Here is a 23029-nt window from a genome sequence, read left to right as displayed (position 1 = left end):
GTGAGCGCGGCCGGCATGTCGCCGCCGTTAACCCGTGATCACCACTTCCACCAGCGACGATCCTGCGGCAGGGTGGAGCGACAGATACCGGCGTCGCCGGGTCCTCGATGGGGAGGTCTCGTGATCACCAGCACGATGATGGACGTTCCGCTGCAGGTGCGCCGGCTGCTCGAGCACGGTGCGACGATCCACGGCGGCAGCCGGGTGGTCACGGCGACGGGCACCGGGACTCACGAGGTGCGCTTCCGCGACATCGCCCGCGGAGCGGCACGGCTGGCCGGCGCGCTGGCGGGCCTCGGGGTGAAGCCGGGCGACCGCGTCGCGACGTTCATGTGGAACAACCACCGCCACGTCGAGGCCTACTTCGCGGTCCCGGCCATGGGCGCGGTGCTGCACCCGCTGAACATCCGGCTCTTCCCGGAGCAGATCGCCTTCATCGCCAACCACGCCACCGACCGCGTCGTCATCGTCGACGCCTCGCTGCTGCCGGGGTTCGCGAAGCTGCTGCCGGCGCTGAAGTCGGTCCGCCACGTCATCGTCGCGGGCCAGGCCGACCGCGCGGTCCTCGACGGCTCCGGCGTCGGTGTGTACGACTACGAGACGCTGCTGGCGGCGCAGCACCAGACCTACGACTGGCCCGACGTCGACGAGCGCTCGGCCGCCGCCATGTGTTACACCTCGGGCACCACCGGCCATCCCAAGGGCGTCGTCTACAGCCACCGCTCGATCTACCTGCACGCGCTGGCCGAGGCCATGCCCGACGTCTTCGACCTCTCCGCGCGCGACCTGCTGCTCACCGTCGTCCCGCAGTTCCACGTGCTGGCGTGGGGGCTGCCGTACGCCGCGTTCGCCACCGGCACGTCGCTGGCCATGCCGGACCGTTTCCTCACCCCGGAGCCGCTGGCCGCGTTCATCGAGGCGGCCCGGCCGAACAAGGGCGCCGGCGTGCCGACGGTCTGGGTCGGGCTGCTGGAGCACCTCGAGGCGCACCCCGAGACCGGTGTCTCCTCGCTGACGGACCTCGTGGTGGGCGGCTCGGCGATGTCCGAGACGCTGATGCGCGCCCTCGACGCGCGCGGCATCACGGGGCTGCACGCCTGGGGGATGACGGAGATGAGCCCGCTCGGCACGTTCTCGCGGCCGCCCGTCGACGCCGCCGACGAGGACGTCGACGGGTACCGGCTCACGCAGGGGCGGTTCGCGGCGCCGGTCGAGGCGCGGCTGGTCGGCCCCGACGGCGACGAGGTCGGCTGGGACGGCGAGTCCGTGGGCGAACTGCAGGTCCGCGGGCCGTGGATCACCGCGTCGTACTTCCAGGAAGGCGACGACGAGGAGCACTTCGACGAAGGCTGGCTACGCACCGGCGACGTCGGCTCCGTCACGCCCGACGGCTACCTCCGGCTCACCGACCGCGCCCGCGACGTCATCAAGTCCGGCGGCGAGTGGATCAGCTCGGTCGAGCTCGAGGGCCACCTGGCCGCGCACCCCGCCGTCGTCGAGGCCGCTGTCGTGGGCGTCCCCGACGAGAAGTGGGGCGAGCGGCCGCTGGCCACCGTCGTCGTCCGGGAGGGTGCGTCGGTCGACGTGACGGAGCTGCGCGAGTTCCTGGCCACGAAGGTGGCGAAGTGGCAGCTGCCGGAGCGCTGGGCCGTCGTCCCCGAGATCCCGAAGACGAGCGTCGGCAAGTTCGACAAGAAGATCATTCGCGCGGCCTACGCCCACGACGACCTGAACGTCACTACGCTCGGCTGAATGCCGGTCGAGTTCATCGGTGCCAACCCGTGCGCCACGCTCATGCGCGCGGAGTCGCGCGCGGGCTTCGTCTCGCTCTGGGAGGCGGAGTGGAGCGTCCAGGGCGCCGGGCTGGCCGTCCTGGCCTGGGTCGACGGCGACGACGTCGTCCGTCTGCTCACCCCCGACCTCGAGCTGGGCGGCTGGCTGGCCGAGACGTTCAGCCGCTGGTTCCCCGAGCTCGACGGGCTGCCCGAGATCGGTGAGCCGGTCGAGTGCGACGTCGTCGAGTGGCACATCGGCTCCGACCACGCCCGCGCGAAGGTGGTCGGCGCCGACGGCACCCGGGTGGTGACGACGATCAGCCGGCCGGTCGAGACTCGGCCCGGGCAGGCGACGGCGTGGCGGCTCGGCGGCGTGCCCTGGACCCTGACGAACCTGCTGACGTTCTGCACCGACGCGACCCTCGAGGTCGACGGCGCCCGCGTGCTCGGGCGGCCCGAGGTCGGCGGCTCCGACGGCCGCGCCCACTCGACGGCGGTCATCGCCACGCACGAGACGTGGACCCGCGACGCCTCGACTGACTAGTCCGCCCGCTCCGTCGGCCAAGGGCCGAGATCAGGCGACGCAGAACTCATTCCCCTCGGGGTCGAGCATGACGACGTGCCCGAGGACGCTGCCGCGCTCGTCCGTGTAGTGCTCCTCGCGGACGGCGGTGGCACCGCGGCCCGCGAGCGCGGCGACCTTCGCCCTGATGAGGTCGGCGCGCTCCAGCCAGTCCCAGGGCGGCTCACCGGCGACCCGGAGGTCGATGTGCAGCCGGTTCTTCGCCGTCTTCGGCTCGGGAACCCGCAGGAAGCCGATGGCCGGGCCATGGCCGTCGGGGTCGACGATCGAGGCGCCGTCAGGGTCGTCGTAGCCCGGCTCAGGCACATAGCCCAGCGCGAAGGCCCAGAACGCCGCGAGCAGGTGCGGGTCGGCGGCGTCGCCGCCGAGGGTCCAGAGGGTCGCCATGCCCGCGACGCTAGACCCGGTTCCGGTCGGAAGGCTTCCGGATCATGCTCATCCGGAGCTGCTGCGCTGGGCGACAAGGTGCACGACGCCGGCCGGGTTGGCGATCCAGTGCGCCCGCATGGTGTCCGGCAGCGGCTCCAGCTCGTCGCGCGCGGTGATGCCGGCGGCGGCCAGGTGCTCCATGGCGGCCGGGAGGTCGTCGGCGGACAGTTCCAGCCAGACGTCGGCGCGGCTGTAGTTCGGCACCTCGTCGAGCCAGAGCTTGTTCGGGCCGAACTCGACGCCGACGCTGCGGGCCACGCCCGACGCGATCTCGGTGCCGGTGACGTCCTCAGCCGGCAGGCCCAGCACGTCGCGGTAGAACGCGACGGTCTGGTCGAACTGAGCGGTGGGGATCTTCATGGCGATGTTGATGCTGCCCTGGAAGGTCACGATGGGTCTCCTTCGGGTGTCTCGGGGGCTTCGGCCAGTGCCTTGATGACCGCCAGCCGCGACTCCCACGCCGCCGCCAGGTCGGTCAGGCCGCGCGCCGCCTCGGCCAGCCGCTCCGGCCGGGCGCGGTAGAGCACCTCGCGGCCGGCCCGCCGCCCGGTCACCAGGCCGGCGCCGTCGAGCACGGTGAGGTGCTTGACCACGGCCTGCCGAGTGACGGGGAGCGACTGGGCGAGCGTGCTGGCGCTGGCCTCGCCGCGGTCGGCGAGCAGGTCGAGCAGCTGCCGCCGCGTCGGCTCGGCGAGCGCGACCAGGACGGCGTCGAGCGCCGAGGCGCCGGGGCGGCTCATGGCGCGGCGGACTCCGCGTAGGCGCGCAGCTCGTCCAGCTCGAGCCGCCAGCCCTCGGTGTTCTCGGCGACGTGCCGCGCCTGCTCGTCGGCGCCGCCGGCGAGGTCGGCGAACCCGGTCTCGACCACCCGCAACCGGGTGCCTTCGCCGTCGGGCGTCAGCGTGAACACGACGAGGGTCGAGTTGCCGTCGCCGGGCCGCTGGTCGTCGACGGCCCAGCGGAAGCTGAACGTGGTGTGCGGCTCGACGGTCTCGACGACGCCGCGCGACACCCCGTACTCCTGCCAGGTGAGCGTCAGGGCGCCGCCGGGGCGCAGGTCGATCTCGGCCGCGGAGTCGGCGAACCAGATGCCCAGGTGCTCGGCCCGCGTGACGATGTCCCACACCCGCCGCGGCGTGGCGGCGATGACGATGCCGCGTTCGATGCGGTCGGTGGTCATGGTCGCTTCGCTCTCCTTCCGTAGCGCAACCCCAGGGTTGCACATGGGTCGATGGTCGCGCAACTCGTGGGTTGCAGATCGTGCTGGGCTAGCGTGAGCGTCATGAGCGTGCTGATCGACACCGAGGAACTCGGCCGGCGGCTGGCCGCGGGAGAGCGGACCGTGCTGCTCGACGTGCGCTGGAAGCTCGGCGACCCGCACGGCCACGACCACTACCTGGCCGGACACCTGCCCGGTGCGGTCTACGCCGACCTCGAGACCGAGCTCGCCGCACCGCCGTCGCCGGCCGAGGGACGCCACCCGCTTCCCGACGTCGCGGTGCTGCAGACGGCAGCCCAGCGATGGGGCGTGAACGACGGCGACACCGTCGTCGCGTACGACGACCTCGGCGGCACATCCGCGGCGCGTGCGTGGTGGCTGCTGCGCTGGGCCGGGCTGGCCGAGGTGCGGCTGCTCGACGGCGGGCTGGCGGCATGGACCACGGCCGGCGGCGCGCTCGAGACCGGCCCGGTGACGCCACCCGGGGGCGACGTGACGCTGCGCCCGGGCGCCCTCCCGACCCTGTCCGCCGACGACGCGGCCGCCGTGGCGTCCGGCGGCGTCCTGCTCGACGCCCGGGCCGGCGAGCGCTTCCGCGGCGAGGTGGAGCCGGTCGATCCGCGCGCGGGCCACATCCCCGGCGCGGTCAGCGCGCCGACCACAGAGAACCTCGACCCGACCGGCCGCTTCCTGCCGGCCGACGTCCTGCGGGTCCGCTTCGCCGCCCTGGGCGCCGACGGCGACCGCCCGGTCGGCGTCTACTGCGGCTCGGGCGTCACCGCGGCCCACGAGCTGGCCGCCCTGGCGATCGCCGGCATCGACGCCACTCTCTACCCGGGCTCCTGGTCCCAGTGGTCCCACGACCCCGATCGCCCCGCCGCGACCGGCTCCTGACCGGCCACCCGAGAGCTCAGCTCCCGAGGGCGGTGACGATCGCCGGGGCGCGGGCGGCCAGCTCCGCGACGGCGGCGCGGGTCCGGCCGGGCTCACCGGCCGCCGCCAGGTTCAGCAGGCCCGGGTCGCCGCGGCGCTGACCGGCCTCGATGCGGTCGGTCGCGGCGCTCATGCGGGTCGTGACATGGCCCAGGAGCCGCACCGGGTCCACGTCGCCGTAGGCCTGTGCCATGAGCCGCAGCCGGGCGGCGGCGACCTCGGCGGGACCGGGCACCCGCAGGGGCGCCGACATCCAGGCGACGAACGCCAGATCGTCCAGCGGCACGCCCGGTCCGCACATGTCCCAGTCCACGACGCCGGCCACGCGGTCGCCGTCGGCGATCCAGTTGTAGGCGGCGGGGTCGTTGTGGCAGACCACCTCGCCGGGGCCGAGCGCGCGCCGTCCGTGCCGCCAGGTCACCTCGCCGACTGGCCGGTATCCGGCGACGACGTCGTGGTAGCGGCGCAGCCAGCGGACGCCGTCGGCCAGGAGCGCGTCTGAGACGACCTCGTCGCGCGCGACGGCCCGGCCGTCGATGACCGCGAGGATCTCGCGGCCCTGCTCGTCGAGGCCGCGGGCCTCCGGAACGCCGTCGAGCCCGGCGGCACGCAGGTGGCCGAGCAGCGCGTGCACGGCCGGCGTCCACGGCCCGGCGGGGCGCCGTACGGTGTCGCCGACGCGGACCGCACCACCAACCCGGCCGCCCGGTAGCGACGTCTCGCCCTCGCTCACCGGCCCGATGCTGCCACACGCCGGACATGGCACACTTGCACTGCCTGGAGGGCTGCCGGAGTGGCCGAACGGGGAACTCTTGAAAAGTTCTAGGGCGGGGCCCTCTCCGTCCTCATGGGTTCGAATCCCATGCCCTCCGCTACAGCTACGGAGCGATGCTGATCTGGTCGCCGTCGACGCTCACCGCCACCTCGGGCAGCGGGTCCTGGTCGTCCGGGCTCAGGCCGGCGGCGGCCTGCACGACCGAGCCGTCCTCGATCGAGAACCGGCTGCCGTGGCAGGCGCAGTCGATGGTGCCGTCGCCGACCGAGGTCACCGTGCAGCCCTGATGCGTGCAGACCGACGAGAAGCCGCGGAAGTCGCCCGCGGTGGGCTGGGTGATCACGACCCCCTGGTCGGCGAGGATCAAGCCGCCGCCGACCTCGACGTCGCCGGTCGTGGCGACGGCGGAACCGCCGCCGCCCCCGTCACCCCCGCTCCCATCCCCGTCGGCGGTCGGCCGAGGGGCCGGCGGGTCCTCGTCGCCGTAGACCGTGCAGCCGGTCGCGGCGGTCACGACTCCGGCGGCGCCCAGCACGAGCACGTGCCGCCTCGGGGTACCCGCTGTCACTACGCCTCCTAGAACTGAACGCCGAAAGTGGTGAAGAACCACAGGGACGAGGTCCACCACAGACCCACCAGGAGCGTGAACGCCACGCCGCCGAGGACGGGCAGCGCCCAGCCCGGCAGCCCGTCGCGCCGCAGGCCGAGCATCTTCACGGTGAACACGCCGAAGAACAGGGTCCCGGCCAGCGAGTGGACGACGACGCGCGGCGTCGCGGTCTGGAAGCCGAGCGCGTAGAGGCAGTGGACGGCGACCGGCACCGCCAGCAGGAAGGCCGCCCGCCCCGACCAGCGGTGGAGCGCACCGATCCAGGACGGAGCACCCAGCCGGCCCAGCTTGCCGTACATCGCCAGGGCGGATCCGATCTGGACGACCGCGAGGACCAGCGCCGCCGACGTGAGCCAGACCTTGGCCTCGAGCGGACCGGAGAAGCCCGCGACGTTGACGGCGATCCCTGTGGGCGTGTGCACGTTCCCGTACACGCCGAGCACGATCGCCACGGCCGAGCCGACGAGGAACGGGACCAGCAGCAGCGCCGTCCGTCGCTCCGGCTCGACGGCGTGCGCCGCCTGGTCGGTCATCACAGACTCCCGTCCGTCTGGAGCTCGGCCTGGACGTCGTCGCCCTCGACCGTGACCCGGCCGGTGCCGACGTCGATCGGCTCGGCCGGGCGGGTCTCGCCGTCGACGCTGACGGCGCCGACCTGGGTGCCGTCAGGGAGGACGATCCAGCCGCCGACGACCTCGGCGCCGCCGGACACGGTGTCGGCGAAGCGGTACAGCCCCTCGGGCGGGTCGACCTGCGCGATGGTGAAGGTCCAGTTCTGCCCGTCGACCGTCGTCTCCCCTTGGACGACCGTGCCGTCGAAGGCCGCCGACAGCGACCCGCGCTCGCCCGTCAGCTCGATGCGGCCGTCGCTCGCGGTGCCGGCCAGCCAGGCCTCGCGGCTCGCGCCGTCGCACACGTAGGCGATCGCCTCGGCCCCGTCGATGATCACGGCGACCGAGGCGCCGCCGCCGTCGACGTAGCCCACGTAGGTCTCGGGCTCGGCCGGAGCGGGCGGCTCGGGTGGGGGCGTGGTCGGCTCGGGCGTCTCTTCCGGTGCCTCGGTCGCCGCCTCGGTGGCGGTGGGCTCGGCGGCCGGCGTCTCCGTCTCGGCGACCGCCGGTTCGGCGTCGGCCGCCGGCTCCTCCGGCGTCGCGGCCATGCTCGCGATCAGCAGACCGGCGCCGAGCGCACCGCCGGCGAGCAGCGTCACCAGCGGACTGTTGCGAGGCATGCTCCAACCTCCGCCGTCGCTGTCGGGGCGTGCTCATGCTAGGGCCGGGCGCCCGGCCTGGGTAGGGAGTTCCTACGCAGATCCGGCACCCGAATCCCGCCATCCCGCCAATTGATCGTTTTCGCCCACCTCGCGGTGGTCTCCTCGCTAGCCTGGGAGCAGGTCACGGATGCTTCCGGTCGCGATGCCCGGCGAGTTTGCAAGCGGCATCACTATCGGTCAGGCATTCTTGACACAGGGTGGGAACGCGCCGCGGGGGTGGCGCACGAACAGACAGCGAGGAGCACCATGAGCGCACAGGTGGCCATCGTCTGCGACCAATGCGGCGACCTGGGTACCTTGGGTTCGACGCCGCACCACGCACGCGCGACGCTTTCCGGCTGGACCCGCCGGCACGGGCTCGACCTGTGCCCGCTGTGCCGGATCATCGCCGAGAACCGCGCCCGCATGGCCTCCACGGCCTGACCCGCACCGGGGCTGACCTGCGCTCGCGTGTCACACTGTCGGCGTGACTCGCACGGTCTACGGCCCTCCCACCCAGCTCGCGGTCCGCGGCGTCGGCGTGGGCGCGGCCGGCCTCGGCCTGGTCGTCATCGCACTGACGGTGGTGCTGTCGGCCGGCCTCTCGGGCTGGCTGCGCGGCACACTGCTCGTGGTCCTCGCGCTGGCCGGCCTCGTCGCGCTGGTCGTCCTGGTGGTGGGGGTGCTTCGGGTGTTCGGCCGCGGCACCCGGCTGGTGCTCGACGACGACGGCTTCGTGAACGCGACGGGGTTCGGCTTCGGCCGGCGCGTGCCCTGGCGCGACGTCCGCAAGGTGCAGACCGACGGCGCGGTCGTGTCCGTCGACCTCTCCGGCGGCCGGCAGAGCCTCATCCGCACCGCGTCCATCGACGTCGAGCCGCGGGTGCTGGCCCGCGAGCTGCGCGGCCGGCTCAACCGTGACCGCGGCTACCGGCCACTGTCCGGTCACGACGATCTCGGCTGAGGTTCGCATGTGGTCCCGGCATTCCGGGCACACTGCAACGAGTGCGTAGATCACTCGTCCTGCTGACGGCCGCCGTCCTCACGGCGGCCGGGTGTGCCGCGGGCACCGGCGTCACCGACACCGCGCGCACGCCCACACCCTGGTCCGCCTCGTCGTCGTCGCCCGGGGAGACCCGGACCCCGTCGGCCACCCCGTCGCCGTCACCCACCCCGTCACCCACCCCCAGCCCGACGCCGTCGGCCACTCTGCCCGGAGGCGGGACGACGATCCTGCCCGAGCACCGGTTGGTCGGGTTCGCCGGCGGGCGATCACCGGCGTTCGGGCGGCTCGAGCCCGACGCGCTGGACGCCGCGGCGGCACAGATCGACGCCCTCGCCGCCGAGTACGCCGTCGACGGCCGCACCGTCCTGCCGGTCTTCGAGCTGATCACCGTCGTCGCGCACGGGTCGCCGGCCGCCGACGGGCTGTACCGCACGCACGAGCCCGACGACGTCATCGCCGCCTACCTCGAGGCCGCGCGCCGCCACGGCGCGCTACTGCTGCTCAACATCCAGCCCGGCCGCGCCGACTTCCTCTCCGAGGTCACCCGGCTGGAGCACTGGCTGCTCGAGCCCGACGTCGGGCTGGCGCTGGACCCGGAGTGGGCGGTCGGGCCGGGCGAGGTGCCCGGCGACGTCTACGGCAGCACCACGGGCGCCGAGCTGGACTCCGTCGCCGCCTACTTGTCGGCGCTGGTGCAGGAGCACGACCTGCCCGAGAAGGTCATGGTGTTCCACCAGGTGCACTCGTCGGTGGTCGAGGGCGAGTCGGCCCTGGTGGCTCATCCCGGCGTCGTGCCGATCAAGAGCGTCGACGGCATCGGCAGCCGCGCCGACAAGGAGAAGACCTGGACCACGCTCATGGCGACGAAGCCGGCGACCGTGGCACCCGGCTTCAAGCTGTTCTTCGACGAGGACACCGCGCTGGGCCCGCTGATGACGCCCGCACAGGTGCTGGCGCTGGTACCGACGCCGGACTACGTGCTGTACGAGTGAGTCAGCAGACGGCGCCGGTGTCGACCGGCTCGTCGGCGGCGGGCTCCTCGGCCTCGCCGCTCTCGCCGTCGGCGGGCTCCTCGGTGGTGCCGGAGGTCTGCTGGATCGAGGCGGCCCGGTCGGTGCCGGCGTCGCTCGCGGACTGGCCGGTGGCCTCGGTCGTGTCGCTGGGCGGCGCGGTCTCACCGGCCGGCGGGGCAGCCGGGGTGGCGGCGAGGATCTCGGCGATGCGCGCGTGCAGCTCGTCGTAGTCGGGGTCGCTGGACGTGGTGCCCATGCTGCCGAAGAACTCGTTGTCGAGGGTCAGGCTCTCGAGCGGCTGCGAGCGGACCTTGACCATGAGCTTGATCAGCTCGGGGAAGAGGTCGGCCGGCACGTCGGACGTGACGATGTCGCCGGCCGCCGTCGCGAGGCTCTGGTACTGGCTGAGCAGCGTCGTGGGGTCGACCTTGTCGACGATGGCGTTCATGACGCAGCGCTGGCGCTCCATGCGCTCGTAGTCGTCGCTGCCGCACCGCGACCGCGCGAACCAGAGTGCGTGGAAACCGTCCAGGAGCTGGTCGTCGCCCTCTTGGATGTAGCCGTTGGCCTGGGTGCAGCTGCCGTCCGGGAGGCTCTTGTTGCCCCACGGGATGTCGCGCGGCACGTCGACGGTGATGCCGCCGAGCGCGTCGACGACCGCCTCGAAGCCGTTGAGGTCGACCATGATGAAGTAGTCGACCTCGATGCCGAGGGCGCCCTCGACGGCCCACTTGGTGGCGTCGGCGCCGGGGTCGCCGACCCCCGCGAACACGTCGGGGTGGTCGCGCGGGACGTTGCGGTAGACGGCGTTGAGCATCCACTCGCCGGCGTCGCCGCCGCCCACGAAGCCGTCGGGGTACGCGTCGGCGAGCGGGGTGCCCTCGGGGAACGGGAAGCGCTGGAGGTTGCGCGGCAGCGAGATCATGGTCGTCGCGCCGGTCTCGGTGTCGATGCTGGCGAGGATCTGGGTGTCCGGACGGAGTCCCTCGCGGCCCTCGCCGGCGTCGCCGCCCAGGAACAGCACGTTCAGCCGCGGCTTGTCGGCCCACGGGTCGGACACGTCGACCTCGGGCGTGGTGTTGCTGGCGCCGGACGACGCGAGGTTGCCGACCAGCTCGCGCTGGGTGAAGGCGTACCGCGAGCCGAGCGCCATGGGCGCGACGACGACCGACGCGCACAGGATGACGACGAGGGCGCCGGCCAGCCGCTTGCCGCCGGTGAGGCCCTGGGGCTCCAGCGAGCGGTGCGTGCCGAGGGCGATGAGCAGCCAGGCGAGCGCGCCGGCCGCGAGCAGCGTGCCGACGATGAGCATCATCTGCCGGTCGCCACCGTACGAGAGCAGCTCCGACCTCGGGACGAGCGCGAGCACGGCCAGGCCGAGGATGGCCAACGCCGCCAGGACCACCAGCACCGTCGTGCCCAGACGCCGCTTGCCCGCGGCGATGAGGCCGGTGCCCGGGATCAGCGAGCCGAGTGCGGTGAAGCCGATGAACCGGCCGTAGCGCTCGTTGCGCTGCTGCCGGCGCGACTGCAACCGAGCGCGTCGAGCACCCTGAGCTCGTCGGGCACGCGCCACCTGCCGGTCACCCCTCCTCGCTCTCGCGTCGTCGTCAGCTCTCATGATCCGCTCTATTCGCCGAAGCCAGGATAATCACACCGAGGCCTGGCCCAGCCGGACGTCCGTGTAACCGTCTCTGTTACAAGACGCCCGAACAGCCACAAAGGTTGCCGACGTGACGACGATCACCGGCACGATCGCCGGCACGATCAGCGGCCCTGTCACCGGCCCAGCAGACCCCGGACGTCGGCATCCTCGACCTGAGCGAAGTCGTCGTACCACTCGCCGACCGCGTTGAACGACGCCGGGATCCGCAGCACCACGACGGCGTCCACGGTGGCGGCCAGATCCTCGACGGTGTCCCTAGGCCCCACCGGCACCGCGACGAGGACGCGTCCCGGCCCCGGCTCGGCCGACGCGAGCAGCTCGGCCGCCGCCCGGATCGTCGCGCCGGTCGCGATGCCGTCGTCGACGAGGACGACGGTCCTGGCCCTCAGCCGCGGCGGCGGGCGGTCGCCGCGCAGCAGCCGCTCCCGCTCCTCGGCGGCGCCCTGCGCGCGGCTGAAGGCGTCCTCGACCTCCGCCGTCCCCAGGTGGATGCGGCGGGCGACCTCGCCGTTGACGACCCGGTGTCCCGACGCGGTGACGGCGCCCAGCGCGAGCTCCGGCTGCCACGGGACGCCGACCTTGCGCACCACCAGCACGTCCAGCTCCCCGCCGACGGCGGCGGCCACCCGTGCCGCGACGGCCACGCCGCCGCGCGGCAACCCCAGCACCAGCACGTCCTCGACGTCGCCGAGCTGCTCCTGGACCGCCGCACCGAGCTGCTCGCCCGCGTCGCGGCGGTCCCGCCAGAGTCGTGCACGAGGCCTCACACCACCTGACTTTGCCGTCTCCGGCCGTGGAACGGTAGCCTTGCGTCGCCCGGTCTTGCACCCGGGCGAAGGAGGCGTCGCCTAGCCCGGTTTATGGCGCCCGCCTGCTAAGCGGGTTGAGGGCTCAAACCCTCTCGCGGGTTCAAATCCCGCCGCCTCCGCACCACCAGCACCATCGCAGGGCCGGTCCGAGACACGGACCGGCCCGACGTGCATCCGACTGCAGTTCTCGCGAGACTCGAATCAGCCTCTTCTGCATCATCGCGACCGCGTGCGCCGCGCGGACCCGACCTCGACGGGTCAGGGCCCAACACCTGCATACTCACCGCGATGGCGCCGTGCTCATAGAGGCCTTCTGGTCCCGCACCGTGCCGTTGGCACCACGGGTGCCGCTGCGTGATCGCTACACCCACGTCGACCCACCCTGTCGAACCAACGACCCGCAGCCATGACGCCTCAGTTGGCCTGCAACTTGGCATTTCAGGTAGATTGTCGCCGTGCTTCTGGCGTACGTCGATGAATCCTTTAGTCGAGACTGGTACTATATGGCCGCATTGTTGTGTGACGGCGCAGGTGCGAAGGCCATTGGGCAGGCGCTCGACGGTGTAGTCGAGAAGGCAATTAAGGACCATGGCGTACCCGCGGACGCAGAGCTTCACGGCTACGAACTTTTCCAAGGTGAAGGCTGGTGGAAGGACCTGCCGCCGCGCGCAAGGATCGGCGTCTACAACGACGCATTCAGCGTGATCGGCGAACACGCGAGAGCAATCATCCTTCGCGGCTTGGACTCTGCGGGCCTGCGCGACCGTTATCCCCAGCCGGACCCGCCACATTCTCTCGTGCTGATGGCTCTACTCGAACGTATAGATGAGTATTCGAGGGCGGCCGGCGAACACGCACTTGTGATCGCAGATGAAGTGGGTGAGCAAGCCAAGCACCGATCCGACCTGGCTAGTTATCGGAAGTCAGGCACGTGGGGGTACCGAGCCGCGAAGATCACACAGATCGTCGATACTCTGCACTTTGCGCCGTCGAATGCCTCACGCCTCGTCCAAGCGATCGATCTGGTGGTCTTCCTGTATCGGCGAATTGAGACACATGTTGAGCCGAACGAGAAGGCGAGGCGTGCGAACGCCAACCTATGGGCGAGGATCGAGCCGAAGGTGGCTCATCGCAGATGCTGGTACCCGATGGCGAATCGCACCTAGATGCACGAAGACCCCGCACTTGAGGCGGGGTCTAAGGCGGGTTCGGAACATGTTCCTGGCTTTAAGGTTACGCTTGCTGAGCGTCGCTTGGCAAGCAGCCGGTCGGATGCGACAACTTCGAGGCTGAGGTGTCCACCTCCTGACCACCCGCAAGAATACTGGGACAGGACCCGATCGGGTCCGGCCCGACGTGCATCGGGGCCATGGACGGGGAGGCTCACGTGGCCGAGACGCTGACCGAGACGACGGTGGCCGAGGTCATGGCCGAGCTGGCCGCGCTCGAGGACCCGAAGGCGCGCGAGGTGAACGAGCGGCACGGCGACGACCACGGGGTCAACCTGAGCAAGCTGCGCGCCGTCGCGAAGCGGCTGAAGACCCAGCACGAGCTCGCCCGCCGGCTCTGGGCCACCGACGACACCGCCGCGCGGCTGCTGGCGCTGCTGATCTGCCGCCCGAAGGCGTTCGAGCGCGACGAGCTGGACGCGATGATCCGCCAGACGCGCGCCCCCAAGGTGCACGACTGGCTGGTCAACTACGTGGTGAGGAAGAGCCCGCACTGCGAAGAGCTGCGGGTGGCCTGGTTCGCCGACCCCGACCCCGTCGTCGCGAGCGCGGGCTGGGCGCTGACCACCGACCGCGTGGCGAGGCAGCCCGACGGCCTCGACCTCGACGGACTGCTCGACCTCGTCGAGGCCGGCATGAAGGACGCGCCCGAGCGCCTGCAGTGGGCGATGAACCACTGCCTCGCCCAGATCGGCATCGAGAACCCCGCCCTGCGCGCCCGGGCCATCGGCATCGGCGAGCGCCTCGAGGTGCTGAAGGACTACCCGACCTCGCCCGGCTGCATCCCACCGTTCGCGCCCACCTGGATCACCGAGATGGTCCGCCGCCAGGGGGCGTGAGGCCGGGTCAGTCGGTGTAGAGACAGAAGGGGTGGCCCACGGGGTCGAGGCAGACGCGGACGTGGGCCTGCGGCTGGAAGTCCGCCACCCGCGCACCGCAGCCGACGGCGTGGGCGACCGCCGCCTCGAGGTCGTCGACCTCGATGTCGAGGTGCATGAGCATCTGCTGGTGGTCGCCGTCGGCCGGCCAGACCGGCGGCCGGAACCGCGACTCCCGCTGGAACGCGATCGTCGGCCCGACCGCGGGGCTGCGCAGGACCACCCACTCCGGTGCGTCGTCGCGGACCTGCCAGCCGAGCAGGCGCCGATAGAAGTCGGCCAGGGCGCGCGGGTCCGGCGCCCCGATGACGAACCCCGACAGACTGAAGGTGGGCGAGTCGGACATCGCGGAGACCTCTCGACGGCGGCGTTGTTCCTGGACCGTTACCCGATCCGCCATCGATATCCGGCATTTCAGTTGCTAGTGTCAGGACCTGCTTCGACGTGCTCACGAGAGGTATCCGCAGATGCCCACTTCGTCCAAGCGGTCCGCGGTCGCGGCTGCCCTGATCGTGGCGGCCGGCGTCGCGCTGGCCGGGTGCGGTGGCGACGACCCCGCCGAGGCCTCCGGCGACCCGTCCGCAACACCCGCCTGGGACTCCACGCGCGCCCCCGGCGGCGCCACGGAGCCCGGCGCGACCCCTGCATCCGACGCACCCGCCGACGCACCGGCGGCCGACTCCGGGCAGCCCGCCGCCGAGGGCGGCGATACCCCCGGTGACCAGGCCGGCGGCGATGCCGCGGGAGCACCGGCCGGTGGCGACGCGGCCGGTGAGGCACCGGCCGGGGCCGACGGCGGCACGGGAGGGACGGGCGGCACCGGCGGTACCGCGGGCGACGGCGGCACCGAGGACCCGCCCACCGATCCCATCGCGCAGCCCGTCGACGCCTGCACGCTGGGGGTCGACGAGATCGCCGGCGTGCTCGGCGCCGGCCCGACGCCCGAGGACATGTCCGACCCGGCCGAGTTCGGGCCGGTCTGCGCCTGGACCGGCGCCAGCGGCCACGAGCTCATCGTCAACGTCGCGGGCTTCGACGAGTGGGTCGGCATCGACAGCCTGCTGGGCGGCGGCGCGGAGGAGATCGACGACCTCGGGTCCGAGGCATGGGCGTCGCTCGGAGCGCCGTCGAACGTGCAGGTGGCGTGGCGCCGCGACGACATCTCCGTGTCCGTCGCCGCCAGCCTCGAGAGCGGCGGCGACGCCGTCCTCGACGTCGCCCGCGCCATCGACGCGGCCCTGCTGGCTGCGGGCTACTGAAACGCAGCCGTCAGCTGATCTCGTACTCGTCGCCGACGGCGCGCTGCAGGTCGTCCTTCGTCACCGTGTCGTCCGGCGCCGTGATGTGCCAGCGGTGGCCGAACGGGTCGTAGAGCCAGCCGCCGCGGCCGTGCGGCGAGTCGGTGACCGGCCGGTCGACGGTGGCGCCGGCGGCGATCGCCCGCGAGAAGAAGCCGTCGACGTCGTCGACCTCGAGGACCAACGACACCGACGTCCGGCCCGGGTCGGGCGCGTACACGCCGCCGTCGGGCCACTCGTCGGCGATCATGACGCGGGCGCCCTCGACGGTGAACTCGGCGTGGCCGATGCTGCCGGTCGAGGGGTCGGTCCAGCGCGAGGTCTCGACCGCGCCGAACGCCGTCGCGTAGAAGTCGAGCGCGGCGGCGGTCTCCTTGGCGCACAGATACGGCGTGACGGTTCCCATGGCGGCCACGCTAGGCCCGAGTCGGTACAGCGGGCTTGGACGAATGTGACCCCGTCACGCGGCCGAGTACAACCCGAGGTCGACGGCGCGCAGCGCGAGCAGCAGGTCGGCCCTGATCAGCTCGTCCGGACCGGCCAGCCCGAGCAGGGACGCCACCCGGCGCAGCCGATAGGACACCGTGTTCTCGTGCACCGCGAGCCGCTCCGCCGTCCGCCGCACCGACAGCCCGGTCGCGAGGTACGCCCGGACGGTGTCGACGAGCTGCCCGTGCCCGGCCAGCGGCTCCAGCGCCCGGGCCGCCAGTCGCCGGGCGTCCAGCGGGTTGTCGATCAGCATGACGTCCGCGATGACCTGGTCGAACGGGACCACGACGCGGTCGAGCCCGGCCCGGCGTCCGGCCTCGAGCGCGGCCACCGCCTCCCGGCACGACGCCGCCGTCTCGCCCAGGCGGTCCCGCGGCTCGCCCAGCCCGATCACCGTCCCGGCCGCCACGCCCGGACGGACGGCCGCCCGCGCCAGCATGTCGCTGATGCCGGGCAGGTCGGGCAGCACCAGCAGGATCGTCGCGTCCTTCGCGCCGACCAGGATCCGCGACCGCAGCCGCGGCCGCAGGGCGTCGAGGATCTCGCGCTGCGCCCGCGCCAGCCGCAGCGGGTCGTCGCGCTGCGGGTCGTCACCGGGACCACCGCCGACGGCGACGGCGCGATGCGGCACCTGGGCGGCCACGCCGATCAGCCGGGCCCGTTCCTCGACGTGCGCCGGGTCCAGCGGCTCGCCGCCGGCCAGCCGCGACACCAGGTCGGTCGCGATCTGGTCCAGGTGCGCCGCCGCCTCGGTGCGCGTGCGCCGGTACGCCTCCGTGGACACCGCGACCATGACGTCGACGGCGGCGGCCAGCAGCCGGGCCAGCCGCGTGTACTCCTCGGGCGGCATCGGCGGGCCGGCGGCGACCAGCTGGTCCAGCAGCCGGCGCTCCGCCGAGTGCCACGACGCCACCACGCCCTCGATCGGCACGCCCTGCACCGCCCGCCGCTCGCCGAGCTGGGCCGCGGGCGTCACTTCGTCGGGGCGCAGCCCGCGGTTCCCGGCCACCGCGACGAGCAGCGCGCGCAGGTTCGGGGTCACGACGCCGACCAGATCGTCGAGGTCCATGCGCGCGTCGTCGTAGCCGGGCAACCGCTCCCACACGTCGGACACCAGCGTTTGTGCCACGTCGGAAACACGGCTGAGAAGAAGCTCGGCCCGTTGTGTCAGATCCACAAAACGTAGTGTGGCAACTTCCGGAGATACCCCATAGAGCGACGGGCGGATTGTGGACACCATGGCACCCCAACAGGCAGCCGGCCGACCGGGGAGGCATCAGTGAGCACCGAGAGTGACACCACAGCCGTCCAGAGCACCGTGGCCGCGGACATGGAGGACCACGCCCTCGAACCGGTGCCGGCCGACCGCCGCAAGCCGCTGATCCAGCTGATCGTGGTCCAGATGGGCTGGAACATCAGCGTCAGCAGCTTCCTGGTCGGCGGGGTCGTCGGCGGCGGCACCACGCTCACCGAGGGCCTGCTGGCGATCCTGCTCGGCAACGTCCTGCTCGCGATCGTGGCCAGCCTCGTCGGCATGGTCGGCTTCCGCACCGGCCTGACCAGCTACCTCACCTCGCGGGCGGTGTTCGGCGTCCACGGCGCGGTCATCGTGTCGCTGTTCCTGGGCGTGGTCGCCATGGGCTTCATCGGCGTCCTGATGGACACCTGGGGCCTGGCGGTGAACCAGCTCATCCCGGAGATCCCGAAGTGGGCGTTCATCCTCGCGTTCAGCGCGGCGATCCTGACGACGGCGATCTTCGGCTTCAAGGGCCTGCACCGGTACTCGGCCATCGCGGTGCCGGTCCAGGTGGCGATCGCCCTGTTCGCGCTGGTCCGCATCGCCGACCTCGACGGCGGTTTCGGCGAGGTCGTCGACTACGCTCCCGCGGCCCCCATCGGCTTCTCCGTGGCGATCGGCGCGGTCATCGCGACGTGGGTCACGGGCGCCGCGCTGGTCGGCGACGTGCAGCGCTACGCCGTCCGGGCCCGCGACGTCGTGATCTCCACGTTCTGCGGCTTCGCCGTGGGCGCCGCGATCTTCGAGACCATCGCCACCGTGTCGGCCATGAAGGTCGGCAACAGCAACTTCGTCGTCGTCATGCAGGGCCTCGGGCTGCTCGCGCCGGCGGCCGTCATGCTGTTCCTGGCGCTCTGGAACACGGCGGACAACAACATCTACTCCGCGTCGCTGGCCTTCACCAACGCCTCGAACACGCTCGGCCTCAAGGTGGCGAAGCCGGTGTGGACGGTCATCGCCGTCGTGATCGCGCTGCTCATCGCGTTCGCCGGGCTGGCCGCGGAGTTCCAGCGGTTCCTCGGCGTCATCTCGGTGGTGGTCCCGCCGTTCGCCGGGGTGCTGATCGCCTACTTCTGGGTGGTGGTCCGGCGCTGGGACGCGAACGAGCTGCTGCGGACGGCGCCGTCGGTGCGCTGGGAGGCGCTCGGCTGCTGGGTCGCCGGCGCACTGATCGCCCGGTACACCGACCTGCTCATCGCCGACGCCATCGAGGGCCTGGTCGCCGGCTTCGTCCTGTACGCCGTCATCGGGACCGCGATCTCCCGATGGCGTTCCCCGTCCTCGTCCTCGTCCTCGTCCCCGGCCGCGGAGGTGCGCTCGTGAGGTTCGGACTCGGTGTCCCCACCGGCACCGAAGGGCTGATGTACCCCGTCCCGTACGCCGACATCGACCAGGCCGTCGAGCTCGCGGTGACGGCGGAGCGGCTCGGCTTCGAGTCGATCTGGGGCAACGACCACCTGACGACGCAGCGCTACGTCCGCGCCGAGTTCGACCGGGCGCCGCGGTACTACGACCCGTTCGGCTACCTCAGCTACGTGGCCGCCGTCACCGAGCGGATCCGGCTCGCGACGGCGGTCATGGTGCTGCCGTTCCGGCACCCTGTGGTCGCGGCGAAGCAGGCCGCCACGCTGGACCAGCTCTCGCACGGCCGCGCAGTGCTCGGCGTCGGCATCGGCGCCTACCGCGAGGAGCTCGAGGCCGTCGAGCCCGGCCGGAAGGTCCACCGCGGCGAGCACGCCGAGGAGGCGATCCCGGCGCTGCGCGCGCTGCTCACCGAGCGGTCGGCGTCGTTCCACGGCACCTGGGTGGAGTTCACCGACGTCGAGAGCTTCCCGAAGCCCTACCGGGAGCGGCGGCTGCCGATCCTGTCCGGTGGCAACTCGCCCGGCTCTCGGTCGAGGGCGGCGCGCTACGGCGACGGCTGGCTGCCGGCCTGCCTCACGCCCGACGAGGTCCGGGTCGCGCTGGGCGCCATCGGGACCGAGGCCGCCGAGCACGGCCGCGAGCTGCCGGCGGACTTCGAGGTCGCGCTGCAGGTGGCCGTCAGCGTCGCGCAGACCCGCGAGGAGGCCTGGCGGCGGTTCGAGTCGTCGCAGGTCTTCAAGCACCTCGCGTCGCTGTCCAGGACCACGCTGAAGGACCAGGGCGTCGGCGACCTCGCCGCCCGCAACCTCATCGGCACCCCCGACGACGTCGCCGCGCAGGTGAGCGCCTACCGCGACGCCGGGGTGACGACGCTGGCCGGCCTGCTGTTCGCCACCGACACCGTCGAGGAGACGGCTGAGGCGATGGCCGGGTTCAGCGAGACGATCATCGCCGGTACGACGAGAGGCAGCCGATGACGGCAGGCACCACCCGGTTCACCGTTCCACCCCGTCCCGGTGTCGACACGGCCGCCCTCGCGCGCCACCGGCTCGACCGGCTCCGGGCCGGGCTCGCGGAGCAGCCCTACGACGCCGTCGTGCTGACCGAGCCGGAGAGCGTGCTGTACGCGACCGGCTACCGCAGCATGCCGGGACAGGTGTTCCGCACCCATCGGATGGCGGCGCTCGTGACCGCCTCCGACCTCTGGCTGGTGGCGCCGGCGGCCGACGTGCCGGCCGCCGACGCCACCTCCGTCCCGGTCGGCCGGATCTCGCCGTTCGGCCGGTTCTACGTCGAGTCCGGCTCGCCCGACCCCGTCACCGAGGTCGCCGACCGGCACGACGGGCTGGCCGCGGCGCTCGCCACCGCGGTGGCCGAGCTGCCGCAGTCGACCCGGCTGGCGGTGGAGACCCGCGACCTTCCCGCCGACGTGCTGGCCGCGTGCGGCGACGTGGTCGACGACGGCGCCGGCCTGCTGTTCGCGGCCCGGTCGCGCAAGCTCCCCGCCGAGGTGGAGCTGCTGCGCTACGCCGCCCGCCTGGCCGAGGCCGGCATCGACGCCGCGCTGGAGGCCGCCGGGCCGGGCACCACCGAGGCCGAGCTCGCCGCCGTCGTCGCCGGGACCATGGTCGCCGGGGGTGGCGACCCCCGCTTCGTCGTCGCGCTCACCGGTGAGCGGTCGGCGCTGGCCGACGCCGTCCCGTCGAACCGCGCCTGGCAGCCGGGCGAGATCGCCCGGTTCGACGTCGGCTGCGTCGTGGACGGGTACTGGTCCGACATCGGCCGCACCGCCGTGCTGGGCGAGCCGACTGCCCGGCAGCGCCACGTCTACGCCGCCGTCCGCGCGGGTGAGGACGAGCAGCTCGCGGCCGCCCGGCCCGGCCTGCCCGCCGCCGAGCTCTTCGGGATCGGGCTCGCCGCCGTCGCGCGCGGCGTCCCCCGGTACCGTCGGCAGCACTGCGGACACGGCATCGGCCTGTCGATCTACGAGCCGCCGATCGTCGCGCCCGGCGTCGGCACCGAGCTCGCGGCGGACATGACGTTCTGCTTCGAGACGCCGTACTACGAGCTGGGATGGGGCGGGATGATGGTCGAGGACGCGGTGGTCGTCACCGGCGACGGCGTCGAGGTGCTGACCCGCTCCAGCCGCGACCTGCGGGTGGTGCCGGCATGACGTACACCCGCACCCTGGCCTGCCTGCGCTGCGCGGCGACCTATCCCGACCCGTCGCTCGAGCTGGTCGGGCGCGGCTGCCCTTCGTGCGAGGCCGGCGGCGTGCCGGCCAACGTGCTGCCGGTGTACGACCTTTCCGGCCGGAACGCCGTGCCGGTGGCCGACGGCGAGCCCGGCCTGTTCCGCTATCGGGCGCTGCTCCCACTGGCGGCGGACACCCGGGCGGTGAGCCTCGCCGAGGGCGCGACCCCCGTGGTCGCTCTGCCGGCCGTCGCCGCGGAGCTGGGGGTCGGCACCGTCGTCGTGAAGGACGAGACCCGCAACCCCACGTGGTCGTACAAGGACCGGCTCGCCGCTGTCGCCGTCACCAAGGCGGTCGAGCTGGGCATCAACACCGTCGTCGTCGCGAGCACCGGCAACCACGGAGCCGCCATCGCGGCCTACGCCGCGCGGGCGGGGCTGCGCTGCGTCGTGCTGACGGTGGCCAGCGTGCCGTCGACCATGAAGACGCTCATGCAGGTGTACGGCGCGTCGGTGGTCGCCCTGCCGGAGCCGCGGCAGCGCTGGTCGCTGATGCGCGAGCTGGTCCGGACGTTCGGCTGGCTGGCGATGTCCGGGCACGCCGACCCGCCCGTGGGCTCGAACCCGTACGGCGTCGACGGCTACAAGACCATCGCCTACGAGCTGGTCGAGCAGCTCCCGTCGCCGCCGGACGTCGTGGTGGTCCCGACGGCGTACGCCGACGGCCTGGCAGGCATCGCCCGCGGGTTCGCCGACCTCGTCGCACTCGGCCTGATCGAGCGCGCGCCGCGCATGGTGGCCGCCGAGCCGTTCGGCCCGCACGCGGCCGCGCTGGCGAGCGGGTCCGAGCTGGCCGGCCCGGTGCCGTACGAACCGTCGGTCGCGTTCTCGACGGCGTCGCCGGTCGGCACGTTCCAGGGGCTGAGCGCGCTGCGCTCCACCGGAGGCAGCGCCGTCGCCGTTCCGGACGACGGTGTCACCCTGCGCGCCCAGCGCGACCTGGCCGCGTCGGCCGGGCTGTACCAGGAGGCGGCGTCGGCGACGGCGTGGCCGGCCCTGGCGACGCTGGCGGCGCAGGGTTCGCTCGGCCGGGACGCGTCGGTCGTCGTCATCGGCACGTCCACCGGGCTCAAGGACGTGGGCGCCACGGCGGCCACGCTGCCCGAGGTGCCGGTCATCGAGCCGACGGCGGACGCGCTGCTGGCCGCGATCGGGACCTGATGAAGCTCGCCTTCTCCGTGTCGGGGCACCGGCCGAGCCGGTCCGCCGTCGCGGCCGCGATCGCCGCCGAGCAGGCCGGGTTCGACGAGGTCTGGGTCACCGAGGACTACGTCGAGCGCGGCGCGTTCGCGCTGGCCGGCGCGATCGCACAGGCCACGTCGACGATCCGGGTGGGCATCGGCGTGGTCAACCCGTGGACGCGCCATCCCGTGGTGCTCGCCATGGAGTTCGCGACGCTGGACGAGCTGAGCGGCGGGCGGGCGATCGCCGGGCTCGGCGCCAGCAACGAGCGGTGGATGACAGGGCAGCTCGGCATCCCGTTCGAGCGGCCGCTGAGCCGGCTGGCCGAGTCCGTCACGCTGGTCCGGGCGCTCCTGTCGGGCGAGCCGGTGCGCCACGAGGGCGACGCGTACACCGTCGACTCCGGGTTGTCGTTCCGGCCGCTGCGGCCGGACCTGCCGATCGTGCTCGGCGTCAAGGGACCGCGGGCGATCGAGCTGGCGGCCCGGACGGCGGACGGCGTCCTGCTGTCGTTCCTGGCCGGGCCCGAGTACGTGCGGCTGGTGCGGGCGAGCGTCGGGCCGGACGTCCGGCTGGCCGGCTACATCGGGTTGTCGGTCGACGCGTCCGGAGCCGAGGCTCGCGACCGGATCCGGCCGCTGGTCGCACGGTTCCTCGGGATCCACGGCGACCACCTGATCACGCGGTCGGCCGGGCTGTCGCCGTCGTCGTGCGACGAGTTCCGCGCCGGGCTCGTCGCGGGGACGCCGCGGGTGGACCTGGTGAGCGACGAGCTGATGGGGCGGCTGGTGGCGGCCGGCACGCCCGCGGACGTGGCGGCGGCGTTCGGCCGCTTCGCCGACGCCGGCCTCGACGTCGCCGTCGTCCGCGACGACCCGGATGTCGAGCCGGAGCAGACGCTGCGGCAGGCCGCCGACGCGATGGCGGGCGGTCCGGTGGGGTCATAGCGCCACCGAACCGCCCGCCAT

Annotated in this window: 27 protein-coding genes and 2 tRNA genes; 16 read left to right on the top strand and 13 right to left on the bottom strand. The window is 72.9% G+C overall.

Annotated features, from left to right (window positions below; translation table 11 throughout):
* Positions 1–123 precede the first annotated feature (123 nt).
* Positions 124–1752, top strand: a complete 1629-nt coding sequence (locus tag HD601_RS09580; RefSeq protein ID WP_184829647.1) for a long-chain-fatty-acid--CoA ligase — start codon at positions 124–126, stop codon at positions 1750–1752.
* Positions 1753–2319 (top strand): hypothetical protein, encoded by a 567-nt coding sequence (locus HD601_RS09575; protein ID WP_184821347.1) that lies wholly within the window; start codon positions 1753–1755, stop codon positions 2317–2319.
* 30 nt (positions 2320–2349) lie between these two features.
* Here HD601_RS09575 and HD601_RS09570 read toward each other — a convergent pair whose 3' ends face one another.
* From HD601_RS09570 to HD601_RS09555, 4 genes are read right to left on the bottom strand one after another with little or no spacing between them, the layout of a single operon-like run.
* Complete coding sequence (locus HD601_RS09570; RefSeq protein WP_184821345.1) at positions 2350–2745, bottom strand: VOC family protein; 396 nt, start codon at positions 2743–2745, stop codon at positions 2350–2352.
* Between the two features lie 48 nt (positions 2746–2793).
* Positions 2794–3177, bottom strand: coding sequence for a VOC family protein (locus HD601_RS09565; RefSeq protein ID WP_221440740.1), 384 nt, complete (start codon positions 3175–3177; stop codon positions 2794–2796).
* Positions 3174–3527 (bottom strand): ArsR/SmtB family transcription factor, encoded by a 354-nt coding sequence (locus HD601_RS09560; RefSeq protein ID WP_184821343.1) that lies wholly within the window; start codon positions 3525–3527, stop codon positions 3174–3176. The genes HD601_RS09565 and HD601_RS09560 overlap by 4 nt, the downstream gene beginning before the upstream one ends.
* Positions 3524–3967 (bottom strand): SRPBCC domain-containing protein, encoded by a 444-nt coding sequence (locus HD601_RS09555; RefSeq protein ID WP_184821341.1) that lies wholly within the window; start codon positions 3965–3967, stop codon positions 3524–3526. The genes HD601_RS09560 and HD601_RS09555 overlap by 4 nt, the downstream gene beginning before the upstream one ends.
* Before the next feature lie 102 nt (positions 3968–4069).
* On the opposite strand from HD601_RS09555, the gene HD601_RS09550 reads away from it, so the two are divergent.
* Positions 4070–4900, top strand: a complete 831-nt coding sequence (locus tag HD601_RS09550) for a sulfurtransferase (RefSeq protein ID WP_221440739.1) — start codon at positions 4070–4072, stop codon at positions 4898–4900.
* A gap of 16 nt (positions 4901–4916) precedes the next feature.
* On the opposite strand, the gene HD601_RS09545 is transcribed toward HD601_RS09550, so the two are convergent.
* Complete coding sequence (locus tag HD601_RS09545) at positions 4917–5672, bottom strand: phosphotransferase (protein ID WP_184821337.1); 756 nt, start codon at positions 5670–5672, stop codon at positions 4917–4919.
* Between the two features lie 46 nt (positions 5673–5718).
* Here HD601_RS09545 and HD601_RS09540 point away from each other — a divergent pair.
* Positions 5719–5811: transfer RNA gene (locus HD601_RS09540), tRNA-Ser, on the top strand.
* A 6-nt stretch (positions 5812–5817) separates the two neighbouring features.
* Here the strand turns inward: HD601_RS09540 and HD601_RS35590 are convergent.
* The 3 genes from HD601_RS35590 to HD601_RS09525 are packed head-to-tail and all read right to left on the bottom strand — an operon-like array spanning position 5818 to position 7555.
* Positions 5818–6282, bottom strand: a complete 465-nt coding sequence (locus tag HD601_RS35590; protein ID WP_184821335.1) for a Rieske 2Fe-2S domain-containing protein — start codon at positions 6280–6282, stop codon at positions 5818–5820.
* A gap of 8 nt (positions 6283–6290) precedes the next feature.
* On the bottom strand, positions 6291–6857 hold the full coding sequence (locus HD601_RS09530; protein WP_184821333.1) for a DUF6529 family protein: 567 nt from the start codon (positions 6855–6857) through the stop codon (positions 6291–6293).
* Positions 6857–7555: a hypothetical protein gene (locus HD601_RS09525; RefSeq protein ID WP_184821331.1), complete on the bottom strand. Its 699-nt coding sequence runs from the start codon at positions 7553–7555 to the stop codon at positions 6857–6859. Before HD601_RS09525 ends, HD601_RS09530 begins: the two co-directional genes overlap by 1 nt.
* Before the next feature lie 288 nt (positions 7556–7843).
* Here HD601_RS09525 and HD601_RS09520 point away from each other — a divergent pair, with 288 nt between their 5' ends.
* The 3 genes from HD601_RS09520 to HD601_RS09510 are packed head-to-tail and all read left to right on the top strand — an operon-like array spanning position 7844 to position 9574.
* Positions 7844–8020, top strand: coding sequence for a hypothetical protein (locus HD601_RS09520; RefSeq protein ID WP_184821330.1), 177 nt, complete (start codon positions 7844–7846; stop codon positions 8018–8020).
* Positions 8021–8063: 43 nt separating this feature from the next.
* Entirely contained in the window at positions 8064–8540 is a 477-nt protein-coding gene (locus HD601_RS09515) for a hypothetical protein (protein ID WP_184821328.1), read from the top strand.
* A 41-nt stretch (positions 8541–8581) separates the two neighbouring features.
* Positions 8582–9574 carry a hypothetical protein gene (locus HD601_RS09510; RefSeq protein ID WP_184821326.1) on the top strand — a complete coding sequence of 331 codons (993 nt, stop codon included), beginning with the start codon at positions 8582–8584 and terminating at the stop codon, positions 9572–9574.
* A gap of 1 nt (position 9575) precedes the next feature.
* Here HD601_RS09510 and HD601_RS09505 read toward each other — a convergent pair whose 3' ends face one another.
* Positions 9576–11129, bottom strand: a complete 1554-nt coding sequence (locus tag HD601_RS09505; RefSeq protein ID WP_184821324.1) for an LCP family protein — start codon at positions 11127–11129, stop codon at positions 9576–9578.
* A gap of 245 nt (positions 11130–11374) precedes the next feature.
* Complete coding sequence (locus HD601_RS09500; protein WP_184821322.1) at positions 11375–12028, bottom strand: phosphoribosyltransferase family protein; 654 nt, start codon at positions 12026–12028, stop codon at positions 11375–11377.
* Between the two features lie 70 nt (positions 12029–12098).
* On the opposite strand from HD601_RS09500, the gene HD601_RS09495 reads away from it, so the two are divergent.
* The 3 genes from HD601_RS09495 (at position 12099) to HD601_RS09485 (ending at position 14138) form a co-directional block, all read left to right on the top strand.
* Positions 12099–12189: transfer RNA gene (locus tag HD601_RS09495), tRNA-Ser, on the top strand.
* Positions 12190–12525: 336 nt separating this feature from the next.
* On the top strand, positions 12526–13236 hold the full coding sequence (locus HD601_RS09490; protein ID WP_184821320.1) for a DUF3800 domain-containing protein: 711 nt from the start codon (positions 12526–12528) through the stop codon (positions 13234–13236).
* Positions 13237–13457: 221 nt separating this feature from the next.
* Positions 13458–14138 (top strand): DNA alkylation repair protein, encoded by a 681-nt coding sequence (locus HD601_RS09485; protein ID WP_184821318.1) that lies wholly within the window; start codon positions 13458–13460, stop codon positions 14136–14138.
* 7 nt (positions 14139–14145) lie between these two features.
* Here the strand turns inward: HD601_RS09485 and HD601_RS09480 are convergent, their stop codons facing one another.
* Positions 14146–14523, bottom strand: coding sequence for a VOC family protein (locus tag HD601_RS09480; RefSeq protein WP_184821316.1), 378 nt, complete (start codon positions 14521–14523; stop codon positions 14146–14148).
* Positions 14524–14644: 121 nt separating this feature from the next.
* On the opposite strand from HD601_RS09480, the gene HD601_RS09475 reads away from it, so the two are divergent.
* Positions 14645–15436, top strand: coding sequence for a hypothetical protein (locus tag HD601_RS09475; protein WP_184821314.1), 792 nt, complete (start codon positions 14645–14647; stop codon positions 15434–15436).
* 10 nt (positions 15437–15446) lie between these two features.
* On the opposite strand, the gene HD601_RS09470 is transcribed toward HD601_RS09475, so the two are convergent.
* Together HD601_RS09470 and HD601_RS34695 are read right to left on the bottom strand one after the other, a co-directional pair.
* Positions 15447–15881 carry a VOC family protein gene (locus HD601_RS09470; protein WP_184821312.1) on the bottom strand — a complete coding sequence of 145 codons (435 nt, stop codon included), beginning with the start codon at positions 15879–15881 and terminating at the stop codon, positions 15447–15449.
* 54 nt (positions 15882–15935) lie between these two features.
* Positions 15936–17093 carry an RsbRD N-terminal domain-containing protein gene (locus HD601_RS34695; protein ID WP_184821310.1) on the bottom strand — a complete coding sequence of 386 codons (1158 nt, stop codon included), beginning with the start codon at positions 17091–17093 and terminating at the stop codon, positions 15936–15938.
* Between the two features lie 150 nt (positions 17094–17243).
* On the opposite strand from HD601_RS34695, the gene HD601_RS09460 reads away from it, so the two are divergent.
* The 5 genes from HD601_RS09460 to HD601_RS09440 are packed head-to-tail and all read left to right on the top strand — an operon-like array spanning position 17244 to position 23008.
* The gene (locus HD601_RS09460; RefSeq protein WP_184821308.1) at positions 17244–18584 is read left to right on the top strand and encodes a cytosine permease; all 1341 of its coding nucleotides are present in this window, start codon (positions 17244–17246) and stop codon (positions 18582–18584) included.
* Positions 18581–19603 carry a TIGR03619 family F420-dependent LLM class oxidoreductase gene (locus tag HD601_RS09455; RefSeq protein WP_184821306.1) on the top strand — a complete coding sequence of 341 codons (1023 nt, stop codon included), beginning with the start codon at positions 18581–18583 and terminating at the stop codon, positions 19601–19603. The genes HD601_RS09460 and HD601_RS09455 overlap by 4 nt, the downstream gene beginning before the upstream one ends.
* Positions 19600–20799 (top strand): M24 family metallopeptidase, encoded by a 1200-nt coding sequence (locus HD601_RS09450; RefSeq protein WP_184821304.1) that lies wholly within the window; start codon positions 19600–19602, stop codon positions 20797–20799. The genes HD601_RS09455 and HD601_RS09450 overlap by 4 nt, the downstream gene beginning before the upstream one ends.
* On the top strand, positions 20796–22040 hold the full coding sequence (locus HD601_RS09445) for a threonine synthase (protein WP_184821302.1): 1245 nt from the start codon (positions 20796–20798) through the stop codon (positions 22038–22040). Before HD601_RS09450 ends, HD601_RS09445 begins: the two co-directional genes overlap by 4 nt.
* Positions 22040–23008, top strand: coding sequence for an LLM class flavin-dependent oxidoreductase (locus tag HD601_RS09440; protein WP_184821300.1), 969 nt, complete (start codon positions 22040–22042; stop codon positions 23006–23008). The genes HD601_RS09445 and HD601_RS09440 overlap by 1 nt, the downstream gene beginning before the upstream one ends.
* Positions 23009–23029: the final 21 nt, after the last annotated feature.

Origin of the sequence: Jiangella mangrovi (assembly GCF_014204975.1) — a bacterium.
Classification (GTDB): Bacteria; Actinomycetota; Actinomycetes; order Jiangellales; family Jiangellaceae; genus Jiangella; species Jiangella mangrovi.
This window is presented reverse-complemented; position numbering and strand designations above follow the sequence as displayed.

What these genes read in the sequence shown, in the direction of transcription:
- HD601_RS09575 (WP_184821347.1), top strand. Translation starts at nt 1,753, where the DNA reads ATGCCGGTCGAGTTCATCGGTGCCAACCCGTGCGCCACGCTCATGCGC.
- HD601_RS09570 (WP_184821345.1), bottom strand. Translation starts at nt 2,745, where the DNA reads ATGGCGACCCTCTGGACCCTCGGCGGCGACGCCGCCGACCCGCACCTG.
- HD601_RS09560 (WP_184821343.1), bottom strand. Translation starts at nt 3,527, where the DNA reads ATGAGCCGCCCCGGCGCCTCGGCGCTCGACGCCGTCCTGGTCGCGCTC.
- HD601_RS09555 (WP_184821341.1), bottom strand. Translation starts at nt 3,967, where the DNA reads ATGACCACCGACCGCATCGAACGCGGCATCGTCATCGCCGCCACGCCG.
- HD601_RS09550 (WP_221440739.1), top strand. Translation starts at nt 4,070, where the DNA reads ATGAGCGTGCTGATCGACACCGAGGAACTCGGCCGGCGGCTGGCCGCG.
- HD601_RS09530 (WP_184821333.1), bottom strand. Translation starts at nt 6,857, where the DNA reads ATGACCGACCAGGCGGCGCACGCCGTCGAGCCGGAGCGACGGACGGCG.
- HD601_RS09525 (WP_184821331.1), bottom strand. Translation starts at nt 7,555, where the DNA reads ATGCCTCGCAACAGTCCGCTGGTGACGCTGCTCGCCGGCGGTGCGCTC.
- HD601_RS09520 (WP_184821330.1), top strand. Translation starts at nt 7,844, where the DNA reads ATGAGCGCACAGGTGGCCATCGTCTGCGACCAATGCGGCGACCTGGGT.
- HD601_RS09480 (WP_184821316.1), bottom strand. Translation starts at nt 14,523, where the DNA reads ATGTCCGACTCGCCCACCTTCAGTCTGTCGGGGTTCGTCATCGGGGCG.
- HD601_RS09475 (WP_184821314.1), top strand. Translation starts at nt 14,645, where the DNA reads ATGCCCACTTCGTCCAAGCGGTCCGCGGTCGCGGCTGCCCTGATCGTG.
- HD601_RS09470 (WP_184821312.1), bottom strand. Translation starts at nt 15,881, where the DNA reads ATGGGAACCGTCACGCCGTATCTGTGCGCCAAGGAGACCGCCGCCGCG.
- HD601_RS09450 (WP_184821304.1), top strand. Translation starts at nt 19,600, where the DNA reads ATGACGGCAGGCACCACCCGGTTCACCGTTCCACCCCGTCCCGGTGTC.
- HD601_RS09445 (WP_184821302.1), top strand. Translation starts at nt 20,796, where the DNA reads ATGACGTACACCCGCACCCTGGCCTGCCTGCGCTGCGCGGCGACCTAT.
- HD601_RS09440 (WP_184821300.1), top strand. Translation starts at nt 22,040, where the DNA reads ATGAAGCTCGCCTTCTCCGTGTCGGGGCACCGGCCGAGCCGGTCCGCC.